The sequence below is a fragment of the Yersinia vastinensis genome, from assembly GCF_044905075.1.
Lineage (GTDB): Bacteria > Pseudomonadota > Gammaproteobacteria > Enterobacterales > Enterobacteriaceae > Yersinia > Yersinia vastinensis.
Genome location: NZ_CP173260.1, coordinates 3,471,329 through 3,487,592, shown reverse-complemented (window position 1 = coordinate 3,487,592; position 16,264 = coordinate 3,471,329). Strand labels below are relative to the sequence as shown.

The window sequence follows — 16,264 nt, the reverse complement described above, 5'->3', positions numbered from 1 at the left end:
TTATTAAACGCGGGCTTTTCTGTGAGTAGCCAGCATCTTAATAATAAGAAGGAGTGCGACCTATGAAACCTTGGCAACCCATAAAATTTTGTCAGTTAGCGGGTGGGGCGATATTGGTAGTGAGCCTATCCGCATGTGCTCATCAGGGCGCAGATGTTCCGGTTCCAGCACCAGCTGGGATATCGACAGCCGCGGCACCTATTGCGCAACCTGCCGTACAAGGGACAGTGAATATCCGCGAGCGCATTGCCTTGCCACCTGATGCAGTTGTAACGGTGACGCTGTCGGATGCCTCACTGGCTGATGCCCCAACTCGGGTGATCGCTCAAAAAGCAATTCGTACCGAGGGTAAACAGGCACCTTTCACTTTTACCTTGCCGTTTAACCCATCAGAGATTCAGCCAAATGCACGTATTATCGTCAGTGCGGCGATTACGCATAATGGCCAGCTGATGTTTATCACTGATACCATTCAAGAGGTGATTAACAATGGCAACGGGACTCAGGCTAATCTGCTGCTGGTTCCAATGACTTCAGTCGCCATTGAAACAGCGCCGACTGCGACAACATCAGGTACTGGGACGATACAGTAATCCTATATAGCGCAGCAGGATAATCGTTATTCTGTTGCGCTAAAGTCATGTGTATTGCCAACGATATTGCTGTAAATCAATCCGTCCAGCTGGGGTTATTTCAATGCCCTCGGCCAATAATGCCTTTTTCTGCCTGAGATAATCTTCTCCGACTAATGATATTTCGCCATGGCGATTAATAACACGATACCAAGGGAGTGTAGAACCTTCCGGTAAGCGCTTTAACACCCCGCCAACTTGTCGTGCGGCTCTGGGGGAACCTATCAGCCGGGCAATATCACCATAGGTGGTCACTTGGCCGTAGGGAATAGCGGCGACCACATGAAATACGCGTTGGCGAAAGCTGTCTATTGTCGGCGTGTTGCTTTGCTCTGCCATCTGATTCTGAGCATCCGCTTCATCCCAGTTTGCAGTTTCTGTTTTTGATGATGTCACAGCATCCTCTTTATTTTCTGTTTTTGGCACAATGCGCTAGGAATAAATAATATCATCAGCGTTTTTTTTGCTAGAAGAAAATAAATTCAGCATTCATTAACAGATAGCTGGGTAAGAAATCACCGGTTAGCGCGGGTTGTCTTGCTATTTGGTGGGGCATGGTCGATAATGCCCGTCGCTCCAGAGCATAAGGAGCCGTTAACGTCAATGGAGGCCCTGTTGGTTCTCCCGCAACACTAACTTGTGAACTCGGTCAGGTCCGGAAGGAAGCAGCCGCAGCAGGCGAGGTGTGTGCCGGGATGTAGCTGGCAGGGCCTCCACCATTTCTAACGTATCACTCTCTTGTCTGATTAGTTCCGAAAGCAATTCAATGTGTCATGTTTCCATCACGTTTACTGGGATTTTCCAAACGAGGTATCTTTAAGTTTTGGGGATGAACTGCGCGGATAGGATATTACACGGTGTAGTAGGATTTTTCTTATTTCTATGTGTGTTAGGTTTTCTAATTACGCTTTAAGTTTAGCGAGGAATTAATAAAGTCTCTAAATTATTAGCGATAAGATCGAATGTTAATAAGTTAAATAGGGCAAAATGCACTTTTACTTAAATGCTCTGATCGGGTTCAGAACTTCACTTAATCACACATAGGCAATAACGCGGGATTAAAGATAACCTTCAATACCGTAGCACTATCACGACATTTATCCCAAATTAAAACACGTACAAACCGCTTGCTGCATTGAAGCCGATAACGATTATCGGCTCAACGTTGTGTGTCTTAACCAGCGTTAAGCAGACTATTTCACATGTTGCCAGACAGTAGGCGGAATTTTATCATAAAGTTTATTCATTGTGAGTTCCGCTAAACGATGGTCAGCAGCTGAGTAAAACAATTCCAGCTCATCATCGGATAGTTCGTACTTATTTTTTTCAATTACACGCTCCAATGTATCAATAGTCGTACATTTTCTTAAACGCATCAGGTAGTCAGTTTTTGTCATGGTGATTTTTCTTCTCAATATACAAATAATATTAGGGAAACTATCCCTTAAGTTTTCATCAGGGTACAGATGTATTCCCCTGAGAAAAGTCTGAATAAACGGTCTTTGGTTTTTTGCCAGCGACGCAATTCAGGATCATTGATCCCATAACTACTAAACAGAGTATATGTATCGTCTAAATATTCTTCCACTAACTCTGAGAGATCGCCGCCGTCAGGGTATTTTATTTTAAAACTCATCACAAATGAAGCTATATGCTCGATCAAATCATTGAGTTGTAGGTTTACGGCAGATGTGGGGTCATTTACCCAGCCATGGTGGCTATCACCTAGAGTGGCAATGCCTTCATCATACAAACTCTCACATAAGAACTTCAATTGGGCAATGTCATGCCGCTTCGGTGAGTACTCATCCATATCATCCCCTCCGTAAATTCTTAATTCGGTGTTGATAACACAATGTGAGTAGATCGGTAATCATATTAACGCAGAAGCTTATCGGTAAAGTAAATAAGCTTGTCTTGCTATGAATATAAATCATTTCTCCGCTCACCGCGCAACTTTATTACTTAATCTTACAATTCGTCAGCGGTTGAAGGCCTGTCTTTGTTAATTATATCAAAGATGATTTTATCTGGATGTACAACAAATCTTACAGTATCTGTTAGTGATTCTTCAGTATTGATATCTAAACAAGGATTAAAAATATACCACTGATAACAGTAAGTCATTGAATAACAGCTAACTTCCAACTCGGTAATATCAAGAATTTCTAATGAACCAGCACTGTATCTGGCATTTTCAGAATAATACATTAAGCCGGAAACTAAGCTTCCTTCAATTTTCTGGATATTATTGCTGATAACATTCTTCAGTAATGAAATTGGGTAACACCCTGAGGTGAAATCGCCAGCTATTTCATTGTTCATTAATTGTCCGCTCATGGTGGTAAGAATAATTCATTACCGTGTTGCTATCGTTACAAAAAATGCGATGATATTTGTTTTCAACAACTATTGACATGATTTGAATCAGAAAATTCAAATTTAATGAGATTTATCAACCCAAATGGTTAGCGAACACATAGTGATGTTATTTGAATCACCCTCTCAATAACACGGTCTTGCAATAAAATAACAATACTTAAATAGAATTCTCAATATTTAAGATAATTACCCGCGATTAATTTAACACATCACTATTAATTTAGAATGCCCAACGAGTTTTATCAAGTGTGCGGTTGCCACTGGCGTTATTTTTTATTGTGTAATTTACCATTTTGCGAGCGTTAACGAGTCATTCTCACCGTAGAGTACCAAAATCCAACCAACCATAACCAGCCAAGCCCCCGTAAAGATAGTTTAATTTACTGTAACTAATCATGTTTGCAGTGCTTGTTATATCTACAGCGGTAATTTTCCTTCCTCCCGTCATCTTCATTGATCAGCTATCTCGCTAGAGTTTGTTACTAATGATATCGATAAGACATCCACCAGCTCTTGAATCGAAGTAAAACATGTGATGTTATATTGTATCAATTGTGGCTATGTGTTTCTTTCCGATATGAATAGATTATCTGCCTGGCTTAACTTTTTTTCTTACAGAACCCTGTTTTCACTTTCTTCATCATGGCGTGTTGCCGCCGTTGCACCGCTTTGCATATTGCTATGGTGCGCTATTTATTGGGCTAATGTACTGCCATGATAAATTTGAGAAATATCGAAATTGGATATGAGCAGCATGCTCTCACTCCTCCTATCAATGGTTGTTTTTTGGCCGGGTCTTTGACTGCCATCATTGGAGCAAATGGCACGGGAAAATCAACACTACTCAAAACATTGGCAGGTTTACAACCAACAGTCAGTGGCCAAATAGCATTCACTGGCGGTAAAGCCCCACAAATTGCCTATCTTCCCCAACAGGCTGAATTAGATAAGCAGTTTCCTATTGCTGTCCAAGATGTTGTGGCGATGGGGTGTTGGCCGCAAAGTGGATTACTCGGTGGGATTAATCTTCAATCACGTCAACGAATCAAGCAGGCACTGAGTATTGTCGGTATGCAGGATATGGCGCGGTGGCCCGTAGGGGAGCTTTCAGGTGGTCAGTTACAACGTGTGCTATTTGCTCGTCTGTTAGTCCAGCAGGCCCCCTTGATTTTACTGGATGAGCCTTTTACCGGCATTGATAGCCATACACTGCAATTATTACTTGAGGTTATTCATCGGTTACATAATGAGGGGCGAACAATTATTGCAGTTCTGCACGATATGTCGATGGTCGCAGAACATTTTCCTCATGCATTGTGGTTAACCCCTCAGGGCTATTGTTGGCAATCATCTGAGCAGGTTTTAGCGCAATGGCATCACTCGCACCATTCATCTTGTGCACTTTCCTCGTTGGACCTACATGAACCATTGAGAGTGATGAACTCATGATTTTGCTTCATTTACTTACCGACCCTTTTATCGATTTCGGTTTTATGCGCCGAGCTTTGATAGCTTGTTTAGCATTGTCACTAAGTTCAGCTCCTTTGGGCGTTTTCTTATTATTACGTCGCATGAGTTTAGTCGGCGACGCTTTGTCCCACGCAGTATTGCCCGGAGCAGCCATTGGTTATTTGATTTCAGGGATGTCACTGGTCGCCATGGGGATAGGGGGTTTTATTGCTGGACTGGCCGTTGCCATGATGTCTGGATGGGTCAGTCGGCGAACACTCTTAAAAGAAGATGCCAGTTTTGCCGGCTTCTATCTTGGCTCTCTGGCCTTAGGGGTGACGCTGGTATCACTGCGGGGGTCCAGTATGGATCTGCTCCATGTGTTATTCGGTTCTATTCTGGCCGTTGATACCAGCGCCATGACGATGGTCGGCATCATCACTACATCATCCATGTTGGTACTCGCGGTTATTTATCGCGCACTGGTGGTTGAATCGTTCGATCCTGTCTTTTTGCGCGTCAGTATGGGCCGTTGGTTGATGGTGGTCCACGCACTATTTTTGTCACTGGTGGTACTCAATCTTGTGGCTGGGTTCCAGATCCTTGGCACCTTGATGTCAGTCGGGTTAATGATGTTGCCGGCAGCTAGTGCGCGTTTTTGGGCTAAAAATCTACCCCAAACTCTGGGCGTAGCCATGCTAATTGGCATGATTGCCAGCATTGTTGGCTTGCTCTGGTCTTATTACGCCTCATTACCCGCCGGACCGGCAATTGTGCTGAGTGCCAGTCTGATTTTCTTTTTATCTATTCTATTTGGAACGCGAGGTGGCGTTTGGGTCACTGCGCGCCGTTGAGAAGTACCTGTCATTAAAGGAGAGTAAAATGAAGCGTTTACCTATCGCTTTGGCGGTGGCTGCCCTACTGTCAAGCCCATTGGCAATGGCCAAAACTGTTGAGGCCGTTGCCAGTTTTTCTATTTTAGGTGACATCGTCCAGCAGGTCGGGGGGGAGCATGTCAATGTCGTCACTTTGGTTGGAGCAGATGGTGATCCCCATGGTTTTGAGCCGACACCGAAAAATAGCAGGCAATTATCTAAAGCGGATGTGGTGTTTATCAGTGGGTTAGGGCTTGAGGGGTGGTTGGAGCGATTAATCAGTGCTTCAGGTTATAAAGGACAGGTTGTTATCGCATCAACTGGAGTCGACACTCGTAAAATGGATGAAGAGGGCAAAGTGGTGACTGATCCTCATGCATGGAACAGCATGGCTAATGGTATTAAATATGCCACCAATGTGATGAATGCATTAATTGTCGCCGATCCAGAAGATGCGGATTATTTTCGCAAACGGGGAGGGGAATATATTCAGCAGTTAGAAAAGCTGGATGCTTATGCCAAAGCCCAGTTTGCCGCGATCCCTGCCGGACAGCGAAAAGTACTGACCAGCCATGATGCTTTTGGTTATTTTAGCCAGGAATATGGGGTTCGCTTTTTGTCACCAGTCGGATTTTCTACGGAGTCTGAAGCCAGTGCCAGTGGTGTGGCGGCACTGATTCATCAAATCAAGCAAGAGAAAATAAAAACATATTTCATTGAAAATCAGACGGATCCACGTCTGGTTAAGCAAATTGCTGCAGCCAGTGGCGCTAAAGCGGGTGGGGAACTGTATCCAGAAGCGCTGTCTGATGTAGGTGGCCCGGCTGCGACCTATGTTGAGGCGTTTAAGCACAATGTAGATACGATTGTGGGCAGTATGAAGTAGTTGCAAGAATGAAGACAGTTCGGTCTCTGATTGATATCAGAGGCTGAATTTCAGTACCTTTTATGACAGAAAAAAGCCCCGTTGGGCAGCAACGGGGCTTATTCGTAGGCATATAACTCAGCATTAACGCTTTTTATGCGTACCTCCTTGAACCGCTTTAAAACGCGGGTTGCTTTTGCAGATAACATACACCCGACCACGGCGGCGGACGATTTTACAATCGGGATGGCGGTTTTTTGCTGAACGTAATGAACTCAATACTTGCATAATTAACTCTCAGAATTAGCTGGCTTTTTTGGTCAAAAAACTACCGAAACGTTGATGGAAGCGTGCTGTACTGCCCTCTTTTGAAAACTCTTTTTGTTTACCGGTGTAATACGGATGAGAAGCTGAAGAGATATCCAATGTGACATATGGATACGTCTGGCCATCGCGTTCAATCGTGCGTGATGTGGCTATGGTAGAGCCGACAGTGAAATAGATGTCAGCGCTGGTGTCGTGAAAAACCACTGTCCGGTAGTTAGGATGGATGGCAGGTTTCATAAGAACTCCATTTGTTATGTTATAATATAACAATAATTATGCGCCATTCACTTTCCAGTTTCAAGCCCGAATAAAAAAAAACCGCAGACTGATGCCTGCGGTTTCTCAATACGGATGACACTATAGTGGTGTTTCAGGCAACAACATGTAATCCGAGAACAGCAAAGATATTTGCCAACACCCCGACGATAATGGCGGCAATTGGGCCAGCAGCCAGTTTCATGACTGGGCGACCACAAATTTCGTTCAGGATGTATAAGCTGACGACGACAAAAATACCGGTGCCGGGCCAGATCTGATTAGCCGCATTGACCCCGCCAACTAATAGTGCAATTTCAAGAATTTGTGTCATGGCGGTACGAATATTGTCACCGGACATCTTTAAGGATGGGAAGCGGTTCATTGCTTTGCCAATTCGGCTCAGGCTGGTAATTTCCACCCCCATAGCGCCAGCGCCGAGGATGCCAGCTACCACCGGGTTTGGGGCAAGATAGCCCAATCCGAGGAACCAGTCACACCAGCCGTTAGTGCCATACACACCACTTATCATTGCGGTAGTAATAATCAGCGGCATAAAAGCAAGTGCCTGGACAATGGCCACAATGGCCGCTGATGTGATTTGCCCTTTGCCGAGCAATGCCGCGGCAATGGGTTCACCTGCAATCCAATGGTAGTGGGCAGTGATGGTGATCAGTGCTGCCATGGGCAATAGATAAATCGCATTTTTCCGAATACGTTTAATATTGTCATCAAATAGGCTGTGCTCAACTTCTTCGCCATGGCGCTTATCGCGAGAGGCAAAAAACAGCAGGCAAATCATGCCAAACAGCATCGCGATCCCTTCAGGACTGAGCGCAACTTCATTGCCGGCAATGGTGACCGGGTTAATGCGCTCAATTACTACGCGGGCCAAGAAGGCAATGATAATGGTGATTAACCCGGCTTTCTTGCCAAATTGATAACCGACGGCAATCGCGGGGAAGGCCACAAATGCATAAATTATGGGATCTCCCACTGATGCTAATGCATCGAGGAAATTTACTGGCAGATAAGCAAAACCTTTAATCAGACCATCCAGTGCAATCGTGACTAATGCACCATAAACCGTACCAATTAATACAGCCAGTTTAGTATTGCTCAGTGATACCCCAATAATATCGGCCGTCAGCAACACAATATGGATAACAATAATCCCGGTTGCCAACGTAATCGGCATTGCAAAGCCGGTGATAAAACCAATGCTGATGGCAAAAGAGATACCGGCAAGTTCTTTGCGGCTCATATTGCCGTTCATAAACTCCGGCATTATAGGGCGCAATCCATCGTGATAAACCGCGATAGATTTATTGGCAAGAAAAGTGGCATATCCTCCCATTAACGAGAAAAGGATAATCTTGACTAAATTAAACGATTCCATATCACAATCCCATCAGGACCAATCGGCCCTAGGTTAATTTGTTTATTATTGTTGTTAGCTGTAACGCCAAATCCTTTGGATATAGGCAACAAAGTGACTAAGCGTTATTAATTGACAGCATTATTTGTCGGCCAGTAAAACGGCGCACAAAGCTTTAACTGAGTTTTCAACGCGGTCATTGGTAAACCCAAATGCTTTTTTTCCCTGTTCTATCAATTGACTCACATTCGCTTCTGAAGGTTGAGTCAGCGCATTGGCGATAGTGGCACATTTGTCGCGGCCAATCAGGGCATAGGCCATAGCCAGAGCACCGCCTGCGCCACTTTGGCAAGCACCGACATAATAATCGAAGCTACCATTTTTAACTTTCATGGCAGCATCCATGTCGGTGAATATTTCAGAAGAAACTTTCCCTGCACCATATTTAATTAAACAATCTTGTATTTCATTTTTATTAAGCTGCCCACCAATAGCAATTTTAAGCATTTCCACGTCCCCACTTTGAATATTATTTAAGCAGTCTGTATTTATTCCATTATTTGCTGGCATTAGTTAGTTGATGCCAGAAAGAGTGGCCATTTTGTGGTGCAGGAGCGGCAAAGAACTCACAAACTGTCGCGCCGACATCAGACATTGTTTTGCGGATCCCTAGCTGAATAGGTTTCTGCATTGAGCCTTGGGTGCCCGCATGATAAACCAGCAGCGGGACCTGCTCTCGTGTGTGTTTACTGTGGCCAATTGTCGGGTCATTACCGTGGTCAGCCATCACGACCAGACAATCACCTGCGGACATGGCTGAAATTATTTTGCCTAACATAGGGTCGACCAATTGCAGACGTTCAGCATAACGCTCGACATCTTGCCCATGCCCCGCCAAGTCGGTTTCCTGAATGTTGGTGCAGATAAATGCACTGCCGGCACGTTGAACCTCTTCCAATGTGATATCCAAAATAACTTGGGAATCAACCAATTGTTGGTAATTTCGCCCTGCTGGATTGGCAACAATATCAGCAACTTTACCGACTAAAACCGTTGGAATATTCACTTTCTCCAACTGGCGCGGAACTTGCACATCGGCATCAACACCATAACCGAGATGAATAACTTGAAAGCCGTTATCGTAAACTCCGGATTTTGGGCTATTGATGCCAATATAATGTTGTTGCTTCACTTCAGCAGCGCTGATGATTGCGAGACTGTCCGTCAGTTGCCCACCATAGGCAATCACGCGGTTCACTTCCACACAACCGCGCACTATCCTACCTATCTTTTCTACCTGAGAAAAATCAATGGCGCTTAAATTAGCACAAATATTAAATACTTGACCTAAATCTGCCTCAAGATTATCGCCAATGGCGACGCAGTTATTGACCCATAGAAATTGTAAATTGCTGCTATCACCTGGCGCACTGCGCTCTTCCACCCAATATCCCTGCTGGCGTAATGCATCAGCCACCAGTGATCTTAGGGTGGAAAATGGCATGCTTAAGGGCGAACGGGGCAGGGTACCCATAATTTCCTGATGGCCCATAAACGTATCTCCGCCCTCGTGTTGCAGTAGCGCGACACCAAAATTGGCCTGTGGATTATCTTGCATCACACTGTCATTGAAATCAGGTGAGCCAATATGCAGCGCATTGATTAACCCCAACGTCTCCAGATTTGGTAAACGTAACGTCGGGTAGGTTTGCAAAATGTGGGCGCAGGTATTGGCCTCTTTATCTTGTGGTCGAACGTCACAAACATCAGGCATGGCACCCACGCCAAAACTGTCGATAACCAGCACGATAAACTTACTCATAACCCCTCCTGTCCTCTGGACGTTGGAATGGTATTACCTTGACTATCATAAATACCCAGCAAGGTTGGCTGACCGCAGTGAATCCCAGCGACAAGAGCTACGTCACTGCGTGTGGCAAAAATTTGGGTACGAAAACACATCACAACCGGGCTACCAACAGTGAATGACTCAGTGAGGCTCAGCGTATAGTCGATGCTGTCATTGGCGGGTTTCAGTACCTTGCTCATCCGCCATTGTTGGTCATAAACCAGCGCATTACTGAGGTGACCACGCCGATAATATCCGCCGCCATAGCAATAGCTTTTGCCTTGGTGACAATGCGAGATTTCAGTGAGATAGAGCATGGCGACGTGCTCGGGCTGATTGCCATGCTGATTGGACGGCATGGTGCCGGTCAATGAATGCCCCGGCTCGGCATGAGTTACACCAAAGCGAGCCAACTGTGGAAGACTTTCAACTCCCGTGGCCGAAGGGCCATTAACTTGCTCTACCTGTATTCCCTTTTGTTCAAGGATACTTTTTGCCTCAATTAAGGTATTGAGGTTGGGGCTGGGCAATGTTTTTCCTTTTTCATCATCAAACAACATGCAAGGAAAATGTGTGACGCCCACCAGACGAACACCGGATAAGGTTTTTATTTCATTAATAATGGAAGGTAGTTCTTCGAGGGCGAATCCCGCCTCTTGCCCAGGATAAATTAGGTCACTGTGGTGCCAAACTTTTAGTAATAAAGCCTGTTCTGTTTTTTGGCGTAGGGCCGCGGCGGCAATTTCCCGCGCTTTAGCGATGCTGTATACCGTGATCACCTCTGGCCGATGAGCTACAACATCATCCACCATTGCACTGGGGATTTGCACCAAATGTCCGACATGGGCCACTGGTAAGTGATGTTGGTAAAGCTGGCGTGCCTCTTTGAAGTCCACCGCCACGATACCTTGATAACCCCATTCGAGCAGTAGTTTGCAGAGTAGGGGGTTACGGCCAAACTGTTTACTCATCAGATAAAGTGTAATGCCATAACGGGCAGCGGTTTCCAGCAATAAATGGGCATTTTGCTTGACCTGATCGACGTCAATGACATAGCTATCGGGTTTAATTGCACCTTTCTGCCAGAGTAAAAGTGCTGCATCTATAAGTGCTGGATTCTGTTTTTGTAGTGCTTTCAATAGCATATTAAATTTCCAAATAGCGATATTTTATTATTCATTTTTTTGAATATTTAGCTTATGTAAATACAATTAGCTCTCTGCCTGCTGGGCAAGATGCAGGCCATATAGGTTGACGAGTAAATATCCTATTTCGTAATCGGGAACATTAAAGGTAAACAGCGAGAGTAAATCGTTATTAATTTCCCTGATATTGGCATAAATTTCTGCGGCTTCGATTTCTTTTAATATTTCTTCATCAATAGGGGGAATTGCCTGTCCTTGGTTGGCCCGCATCAGCGCATTAGCCATATGCGTTATCAGCATTTCTCCCTGAGGATGGCGAATAGAGAGTTGCCAGTGTTGTTCTAGGCGCTCGAGGACATTAAGCATACCGAGATAAACATCGGAGTTAATAACCTGCGCGTCATAGAGAATTTTTAATCTCGTTTCCATCTATCTTTCCTTGATATTGCTTGTCTTTATCTTCATTTTTATGAATATTTACATCATAGTAACTTATTTCCTTACTGCAAATACTCAACTCACCATTTGGCATAGAGATCACAATATAGTCACATTAATGGAATTGTCTGCTTTATCGCAGAGACAGTGCCCTGTTTTCTACTGCATCAGTGGGGCATTGATAAAGTAGAGATAAAGAAAAAGGCCGCTTTTGCGGCCTTTTAGGTATGACATCATCTGCTGTCAGTTTGAATTATTTCACTTATGCTCAACTGGATGTGCATGTTCTACATCTTCGCTTTTCCGACTGAAACGGCGGCGAACTACCACGAAGAAGACTGGAACAAAGAAGATAGCCAGTACTGTCGCGGTTATCATACCGCCCATAACACCAGTACCAACCGCGTTCTGTGCGCCAGAACCTGCACCGCTACTGATAACTAGCGGTAGAACCCCAAGGATAAAGGCCAGTGAGGTCATCAGGATTGGACGCAGACGCATACGCACGGCTTCCAATGTTGACTCAACCAAGCCTTTGCCTTCTTTGTCCATCAAGTCCTTGGCGAACTCAACAATCAATATGGCGTTCTTGGCCGATAGCCCGATGGTGGTCAATAAGCCTACCTGGAAGTAAACGTCATTTTCCAACCCACGCAGTGTCGCAGCCAGTAACGCACCGACTACACCCAGCGGAACCACCAACATAACAGAGAATGGAATCGACCAGCTTTCATACAACGCAGCCAGACATAAGAAGACCACAATCAGCGAGATGGCATACAGTGCTGGAGCTTGGTTACCAGACAAACGCTCTTGATAGGACATACCCGTCCAGTCATAGCCAATGCCGCTTGGTAATTTAGCCGCTAACTCCTGCATCAGATCCATTGCTTCACCAGTACTTTTACCCGGTGCTGCTTGACCCAAAATTTCCATGGATGGCAAGCCGTTATAACGCTCTAATCGCGGCGAACCATATTCCCATTTCGCGCTGGAGAAGGTAGCAAATGACACCATCTGGCCAGAACTGTTACGGACATACCATTTATCGATATCACCCGGCAACATACGGAATGGGGCATCAGCTTGTACGTAAACTTTCTTCACACGACCGCGGTCGATAAAGTCATTGACATAGCTGCCGCCCATAGCGGAACCCAGAGTGGTATTGATATCAGAAATGGCGACGCCAAGGGCTTGTGCTTTTTCCTGATCAACTTCCACTTTGAACTGCGGTGTATCTTCCAGCCCGTTTGGACGCATCCCCACTAACATATCGGGATGTTGCGCAGCCATGCCAAGCAGTTGGTTACGTGCTTCAGTTAATTTCTGATGCCCCAAGTTACCTTGGTCAATTAACTGGAAGTCAAAGCCGGTAGCTGTACCTAATTCTACAATCGCTGGCAAGTTAAAGGCGAAGACCAAACCGTCTTTAATTTGTGAGAAAGCAGCAGAAGCACGGCCCACAATGGCTGGAACTTTGTTTTGCTCACCCGGGCGTTCGTCCCAGTTTTTCAGACTCACGAATGCCAGACCGGTGTTCTGACCTTGACCACTGAAACCGAAGCCGTTAACGGTAAAGACCGAGTTAACCACATCTTTTTCTTTGTCGAGGTAATAATCAGTCACCTGATTCAGTACATTCTGAGTACGTTCTTGGGTTGCCCCCGCAGGCATTTGTACCATGGTCAGGAACACGCCCTGATCTTCTTCTGGTAAGAATGACGAAGGTAAGCGCAGGAACAGCAAGCCCATACCAATCACCAGTGCCAGATAGATCACCAGATAACGGCCGGTGCTGCGCAGGATGTTGGCAACACTGTCGGTATAATGGTGGGTACTGCTCTCAAACATGCGGTTAAACCAACCAAAGAAGCCGGTTTTCGGGCCATGTTCGCCTTTGGCGATAGGTTTCAACATGGTGGCGCACAGTGCTGGTGTCAGAATTAATGCCACCATAACCGAGAGCACCATGGCTGAAACGATAGTGATAGAGAACTGACGATAAATCGCCCCGGTTGCGCCGCCGAAGAAGGCCATCGGGATAAATACCGCAGAAAGTACCAAGGCTATCCCCACCAATGCACCCTGGATCTGCTCCATGGATTTCTTGGTGGCTTCTTTCGGTGGTAGCCCTTCCTCTTGCATGACACGTTCGACGTTCTCGACGACCACAATGGCGTCATCCACCAATAGCCCTATCGCCAACACCATCCCGAACATCGTTAGGGTGTTTATCGAATAGCCAAAGGCAGAAAGGATGGCAAACGTCCCCATCAATACAACCGGTACCGCAATCGTTGGGATCAACGTTGCGCGGAAGTTTTGCAAGAACAGGTACATGACCAAGAACACCAGAATGATAGCTTCTACCAGTGTTTTAACCACTTCGTTAATCGAGATCTTAACGAACGGCGTGGTGTCATACGGATAGACTACTTTCAACCCAGCGGGGAAGAACGGCTGTAATTTTGCCAGTTCAGCTTTAACCGCAGCAGAGGTATTCAGGGCGTTAGCCCCTGTTGCCAACTTAATACCGATACCTGCTGCTGGCTTACCATTATAACGGGCAATGATGTTATAACTTTCAGCGCCCAGTTCAACAATAGCCACATCTTTCAGACGAACCTGCGAACCATCGGTATTGACTTTCAGCATGATCTGGCTGAATTCTTCCGCATTGGTTAAACGGGTTTGCGCAATAATGGATGAGTTCAGCTCTTGGCCCGGTACGGGTGGTGTTCCACCTAACTGGCCGGCTGCAACCTGATTGTTCTGTACTTTAATGGCGCTAATAACGTCAACAGGTGTCAAACCGAAGTTATTCAGCTTGTGCGGGTCCATCCAAATACGCATCGCATATTGGGAACCGAACAACTGAACGTCACCAACCCCTGTCGTACGGCTGATCGGATCTTTAACGTTTGAACCCACATAGTCTGCAATATCTTCCTGTTTCATCGTGCCGTCTTCAGAAATAAAGCCGGCCACCATCAGGAAGCTACTACTAGACTTTTCAACGCTCACACCTTGTTGCTGCACTTCTTGTGGCAACAGTGGCATGGCTAATTGCAGTTTGTTCTGGACCTGAACCTGAGCGATATCCGGGTCAGTGCCTGAGTTAAAGGTCAACGTCAACTGAACGTTACCGGATGAGTCGCTGCTCGAAGACATATACAACAGGTTATCGATACCGTTCATATTCTGTTCGATAACCTGCGTAACTGTATTCTGCACAGTTGTCGCATCGGCGCCAGGGTAGTTGGCGGAGATTGTAATTGCCGGTGGCGCAATGGTCGGATATTGCGCGACAGGTAATTTCATTATCGCCAGGGCGCCCGCCAACATAATTATGATAGCGATAACCCAAGCGAAAATAGGGCGATCTATAAAGAACTTAGCCATGAATTACCGGCTCCTTTTAAGACTTCTTCGCTGTATCAGCTGGGGCTGCTGCTTGCGTCTGCTCAGTAACTTCCTGCACTTTTACCTGCACGCCCGGTCTGATTTTCTGCAAGCCGGAAACAATAAGGCGATCGCCTGCTTTCAACCCTTCGGTAACCAACCATTTATTACCAATAGCTTGATTAGCAACCAGCGTACGCATTTCAACTTTGTCGTCGGCACCAACGACCATTGCTGTTGCCTCACCACGTGGGTTACGGGTCACACCTTGTTGAGGCACTAACAGTGCATCAGGTCTAACACCTTCATCCAGACGGGCTCGGACAAACATCCCTGGCAGTAATGCTTCATTCGGGTTAGGGAAGATGGCACGAATAGTGATTGAACCGGTGGTTTCATCCACGGTCACACCCGAGAATTCCAACGTACCTGTTTCAGAGTACTCAGTCCCGTTTTCCAGTAACAAGCGAACTTTGGCTTTGCCGTTCTCTTGTTTGAGCGTGCCGTCAGCCAGCTCTTTTTTCAGGCGCAAGAATTCATCGCTTGATTGAGTGACATCAACATACATCGGATCAAGCTGCTGAACAGTGGTCAGTGCAACGGTCTGGCCGCTAGTCACCAGTGCGCCTTCAGTGACTGAAGATTTACCTGTACGGCCACTGATTGGTGATGTGACCTGAGTGTATGCCAGATTAATGCGCGCAGTTTCTACTGCGGCTTTTGCAGCGACAACCGCAGCATTGGCTTGCATTGAACTTGACACTGCCTGGTCATATTCTTGCTTACTGATGTAATTGGTGCCCAGTAATGGTTTGTAGCGATTTACTGTCAGACGTGCGATTTCCGCAGCCGCTTGCGCCTTAGCTAAATCACCTTTTGCACTATCATAAGCCGCCTGATAAGTCGCAGGGTCGATTTGATAAAGAGATGTTCCGGCGGTGACATCACTGCCTTCAACATAGTTACGTTTAAGGATAATCCCGCTAACTTGCGGACGAACTTCTGCAACACGGAATGCGGACGTGCGGCCTGGCAATTCGGTCGTGATGTTCAGTGGAGCCGCTTTCAATGTCACAATGCCGACTTCAGGTGCCTGTTGAGCATGGGCTTGCGCCGCATCTTTATCATTACATCCTATAAGTACTAAGCTGCCTGAAAGAACCAGAATTGCAGCCAGAGGCATTACCCCTCTGTTTTTGCTCATAGATAAACCTCAAGTGTCCGATTTTTAATTTAATCCAATGGATCACAAGCTTTAAAACCC

The 16,264-nt window shown here is 45.8% G+C and carries 17 protein-coding genes and 1 other RNA gene; 5 read left to right on the top strand and 13 right to left on the bottom strand.

Features of this window, described 5'->3' with window-relative positions; translation table 11 throughout:
- Nucleotides 1-62: 62 nt before the first annotated feature.
- The gene (locus ACIOG0_RS16275; protein WP_050139915.1) at nt 63-593 is read left to right on the top strand and encodes a YbaY family lipoprotein; all 531 of its coding nucleotides are present in this window, start codon (nt 63-65) and stop codon (nt 591-593) included.
- Nucleotides 594-638: 45 nt separating this feature from the next.
- On the opposite strand, the gene ACIOG0_RS16270 is transcribed toward ACIOG0_RS16275, so the two are convergent.
- On the bottom strand, nt 639-1,028 hold the full coding sequence (locus tag ACIOG0_RS16270) for an MGMT family protein (RefSeq protein ID WP_050099127.1): 390 nt from the start codon (nt 1,026-1,028) through the stop codon (nt 639-641).
- A gap of 217 nt (nt 1,029-1,245) precedes the next feature.
- On the opposite strand from ACIOG0_RS16270, the gene ffs reads away from it, so the two are divergent.
- An RNA gene (gene ffs / locus ACIOG0_RS16265) (signal recognition particle sRNA small type) lies at nt 1,246-1,342 on the top strand.
- A 483-nt stretch (nt 1,343-1,825) separates the two neighbouring features.
- On the opposite strand, the gene ymoA is transcribed toward ffs, so the two are convergent.
- From ymoA to ACIOG0_RS16250, 3 genes are all read right to left on the bottom strand, one after another.
- Nucleotides 1,826-2,029, bottom strand: a complete 204-nt coding sequence (gene ymoA, locus ACIOG0_RS16260) for an expression modulating protein YmoA (protein ID WP_002208622.1) — start codon at nt 2,027-2,029, stop codon at nt 1,826-1,828.
- Between the two features lie 47 nt (nt 2,030-2,076).
- Nucleotides 2,077-2,445, bottom strand: coding sequence for an Hha toxicity modulator TomB (gene tomB, locus ACIOG0_RS16255; RefSeq protein WP_050099126.1), 369 nt, complete (start codon nt 2,443-2,445; stop codon nt 2,077-2,079).
- Nucleotides 2,446-2,603: 158 nt separating this feature from the next.
- Nucleotides 2,604-2,957, bottom strand: coding sequence for a hypothetical protein (locus tag ACIOG0_RS16250; protein WP_050099125.1), 354 nt, complete (start codon nt 2,955-2,957; stop codon nt 2,604-2,606).
- Nucleotides 2,958-3,728: 771 nt separating this feature from the next.
- Between ACIOG0_RS16250 and ACIOG0_RS16245 the strand changes: the two genes are divergently transcribed.
- From ACIOG0_RS16245 to ACIOG0_RS16235, 3 genes are read left to right on the top strand one after another with little or no spacing between them, the layout of a single operon-like run.
- Nucleotides 3,729-4,463, top strand: coding sequence for a metal ABC transporter ATP-binding protein (locus ACIOG0_RS16245; RefSeq protein ID WP_050099124.1), 735 nt, complete (start codon nt 3,729-3,731; stop codon nt 4,461-4,463).
- Nucleotides 4,460-5,317 (top strand): metal ABC transporter permease, encoded by an 858-nt coding sequence (locus ACIOG0_RS16240; protein ID WP_050139914.1) that lies wholly within the window; start codon nt 4,460-4,462, stop codon nt 5,315-5,317. The genes ACIOG0_RS16245 and ACIOG0_RS16240 overlap by 4 nt, the downstream gene beginning before the upstream one ends.
- A gap of 28 nt (nt 5,318-5,345) precedes the next feature.
- Nucleotides 5,346-6,224 (top strand): metal ABC transporter substrate-binding protein, encoded by an 879-nt coding sequence (locus tag ACIOG0_RS16235; RefSeq protein WP_050296027.1) that lies wholly within the window; start codon nt 5,346-5,348, stop codon nt 6,222-6,224.
- Between the two features lie 123 nt (nt 6,225-6,347).
- On the opposite strand, the gene ykgO is transcribed toward ACIOG0_RS16235, so the two are convergent.
- The 9 genes from ykgO to acrA all read right to left on the bottom strand — a co-directional run bounded on the left by ykgO (nt 6,348) and on the right by acrA (nt 16,204).
- Nucleotides 6,348-6,491, bottom strand: coding sequence for a type B 50S ribosomal protein L36 (gene ykgO / locus ACIOG0_RS16230; RefSeq protein ID WP_002208618.1), 144 nt, complete (start codon nt 6,489-6,491; stop codon nt 6,348-6,350).
- A 15-nt stretch (nt 6,492-6,506) separates the two neighbouring features.
- Nucleotides 6,507-6,767 carry a type B 50S ribosomal protein L31 gene (locus tag ACIOG0_RS16225; RefSeq protein ID WP_128451448.1) on the bottom strand — a complete coding sequence of 87 codons (261 nt, stop codon included), beginning with the start codon at nt 6,765-6,767 and terminating at the stop codon, nt 6,507-6,509.
- A 133-nt stretch (nt 6,768-6,900) separates the two neighbouring features.
- Nucleotides 6,901-8,184, bottom strand: a complete 1,284-nt coding sequence (locus ACIOG0_RS16220) for a YhfT family protein (RefSeq protein ID WP_050099117.1) — start codon at nt 8,182-8,184, stop codon at nt 6,901-6,903.
- A gap of 120 nt (nt 8,185-8,304) precedes the next feature.
- Nucleotides 8,305-8,670: a DUF2620 domain-containing protein gene (locus ACIOG0_RS16215; RefSeq protein WP_050099116.1), complete on the bottom strand. Its 366-nt coding sequence runs from the start codon at nt 8,668-8,670 to the stop codon at nt 8,305-8,307.
- Between the two features lie 49 nt (nt 8,671-8,719).
- Complete coding sequence (locus ACIOG0_RS16210) at nt 8,720-9,985, bottom strand: phosphopentomutase (RefSeq protein WP_050099115.1); 1,266 nt, start codon at nt 9,983-9,985, stop codon at nt 8,720-8,722.
- Entirely contained in the window at nt 9,982-11,157 is a 1,176-nt protein-coding gene (locus ACIOG0_RS16205) for a YhfX family PLP-dependent enzyme (RefSeq protein WP_050139912.1), read from the bottom strand. The genes ACIOG0_RS16210 and ACIOG0_RS16205 overlap by 4 nt, the downstream gene beginning before the upstream one ends.
- A gap of 66 nt (nt 11,158-11,223) precedes the next feature.
- A complete protein-coding gene (locus tag ACIOG0_RS16200) occupies nt 11,224-11,586 on the bottom strand; it encodes a PRD domain-containing protein (RefSeq protein ID WP_128451449.1) in 363 nt (120 codons plus the stop codon).
- A gap of 267 nt (nt 11,587-11,853) precedes the next feature.
- The gene (gene acrB, locus ACIOG0_RS16195) at nt 11,854-15,000 is read right to left on the bottom strand and encodes an efflux RND transporter permease AcrB (RefSeq protein WP_050296025.1); all 3,147 of its coding nucleotides are present in this window, start codon (nt 14,998-15,000) and stop codon (nt 11,854-11,856) included.
- Nucleotides 15,001-15,016: 16 nt separating this feature from the next.
- The gene (gene acrA / locus ACIOG0_RS16190) at nt 15,017-16,204 is read right to left on the bottom strand and encodes an efflux RND transporter adaptor subunit AcrA (RefSeq protein WP_050099108.1); all 1,188 of its coding nucleotides are present in this window, start codon (nt 16,202-16,204) and stop codon (nt 15,017-15,019) included.
- Nucleotides 16,205-16,264 lie beyond the last annotated feature (60 nt).

Coding starts and splice junctions, on each gene's coding strand:
- ACIOG0_RS16245 (WP_050099124.1), top strand. CDS start 3,729: ATGATAAATTTGAGAAATATCGAAATTGGATATGAGCAGCATGCTCTC.
- ACIOG0_RS16205 (WP_050139912.1), bottom strand. CDS start 11,157: ATGCTATTGAAAGCACTACAAAAACAGAATCCAGCACTTATAGATGCA.
- ykgO (WP_002208618.1), bottom strand. CDS start 6,491: ATGCAAGTATTGAGTTCATTACGTTCAGCAAAAAACCGCCATCCCGAT.
- ACIOG0_RS16200 (WP_128451449.1), bottom strand. CDS start 11,586: ATGGAAACGAGATTAAAAATTCTCTATGACGCGCAGGTTATTAACTCC.
- ACIOG0_RS16225 (WP_128451448.1), bottom strand. CDS start 6,767: ATGAAACCTGCCATCCATCCTAACTACCGGACAGTGGTTTTTCACGAC.
- tomB (WP_050099126.1), bottom strand. CDS start 2,445: ATGGATGAGTACTCACCGAAGCGGCATGACATTGCCCAATTGAAGTTC.
- ACIOG0_RS16215 (WP_050099116.1), bottom strand. CDS start 8,670: ATGCTTAAAATTGCTATTGGTGGGCAGCTTAATAAAAATGAAATACAA.
- ACIOG0_RS16235 (WP_050296027.1), top strand. CDS start 5,346: ATGAAGCGTTTACCTATCGCTTTGGCGGTGGCTGCCCTACTGTCAAGC.
- ACIOG0_RS16275 (WP_050139915.1), top strand. CDS start 63: ATGAAACCTTGGCAACCCATAAAATTTTGTCAGTTAGCGGGTGGGGCG.
- acrA (WP_050099108.1), bottom strand. CDS start 16,204: ATGAGCAAAAACAGAGGGGTAATGCCTCTGGCTGCAATTCTGGTTCTT.
- ACIOG0_RS16210 (WP_050099115.1), bottom strand. CDS start 9,985: ATGAGTAAGTTTATCGTGCTGGTTATCGACAGTTTTGGCGTGGGTGCC.
- ACIOG0_RS16250 (WP_050099125.1), bottom strand. CDS start 2,957: ATGAACAATGAAATAGCTGGCGATTTCACCTCAGGGTGTTACCCAATT.
- ACIOG0_RS16240 (WP_050139914.1), top strand. CDS start 4,460: ATGATTTTGCTTCATTTACTTACCGACCCTTTTATCGATTTCGGTTTT.
- acrB (WP_050296025.1), bottom strand. CDS start 15,000: ATGGCTAAGTTCTTTATAGATCGCCCTATTTTCGCTTGGGTTATCGCT.
- ymoA (WP_002208622.1), bottom strand. CDS start 2,029: ATGACAAAAACTGACTACCTGATGCGTTTAAGAAAATGTACGACTATT.
- ACIOG0_RS16220 (WP_050099117.1), bottom strand. CDS start 8,184: ATGGAATCGTTTAATTTAGTCAAGATTATCCTTTTCTCGTTAATGGGA.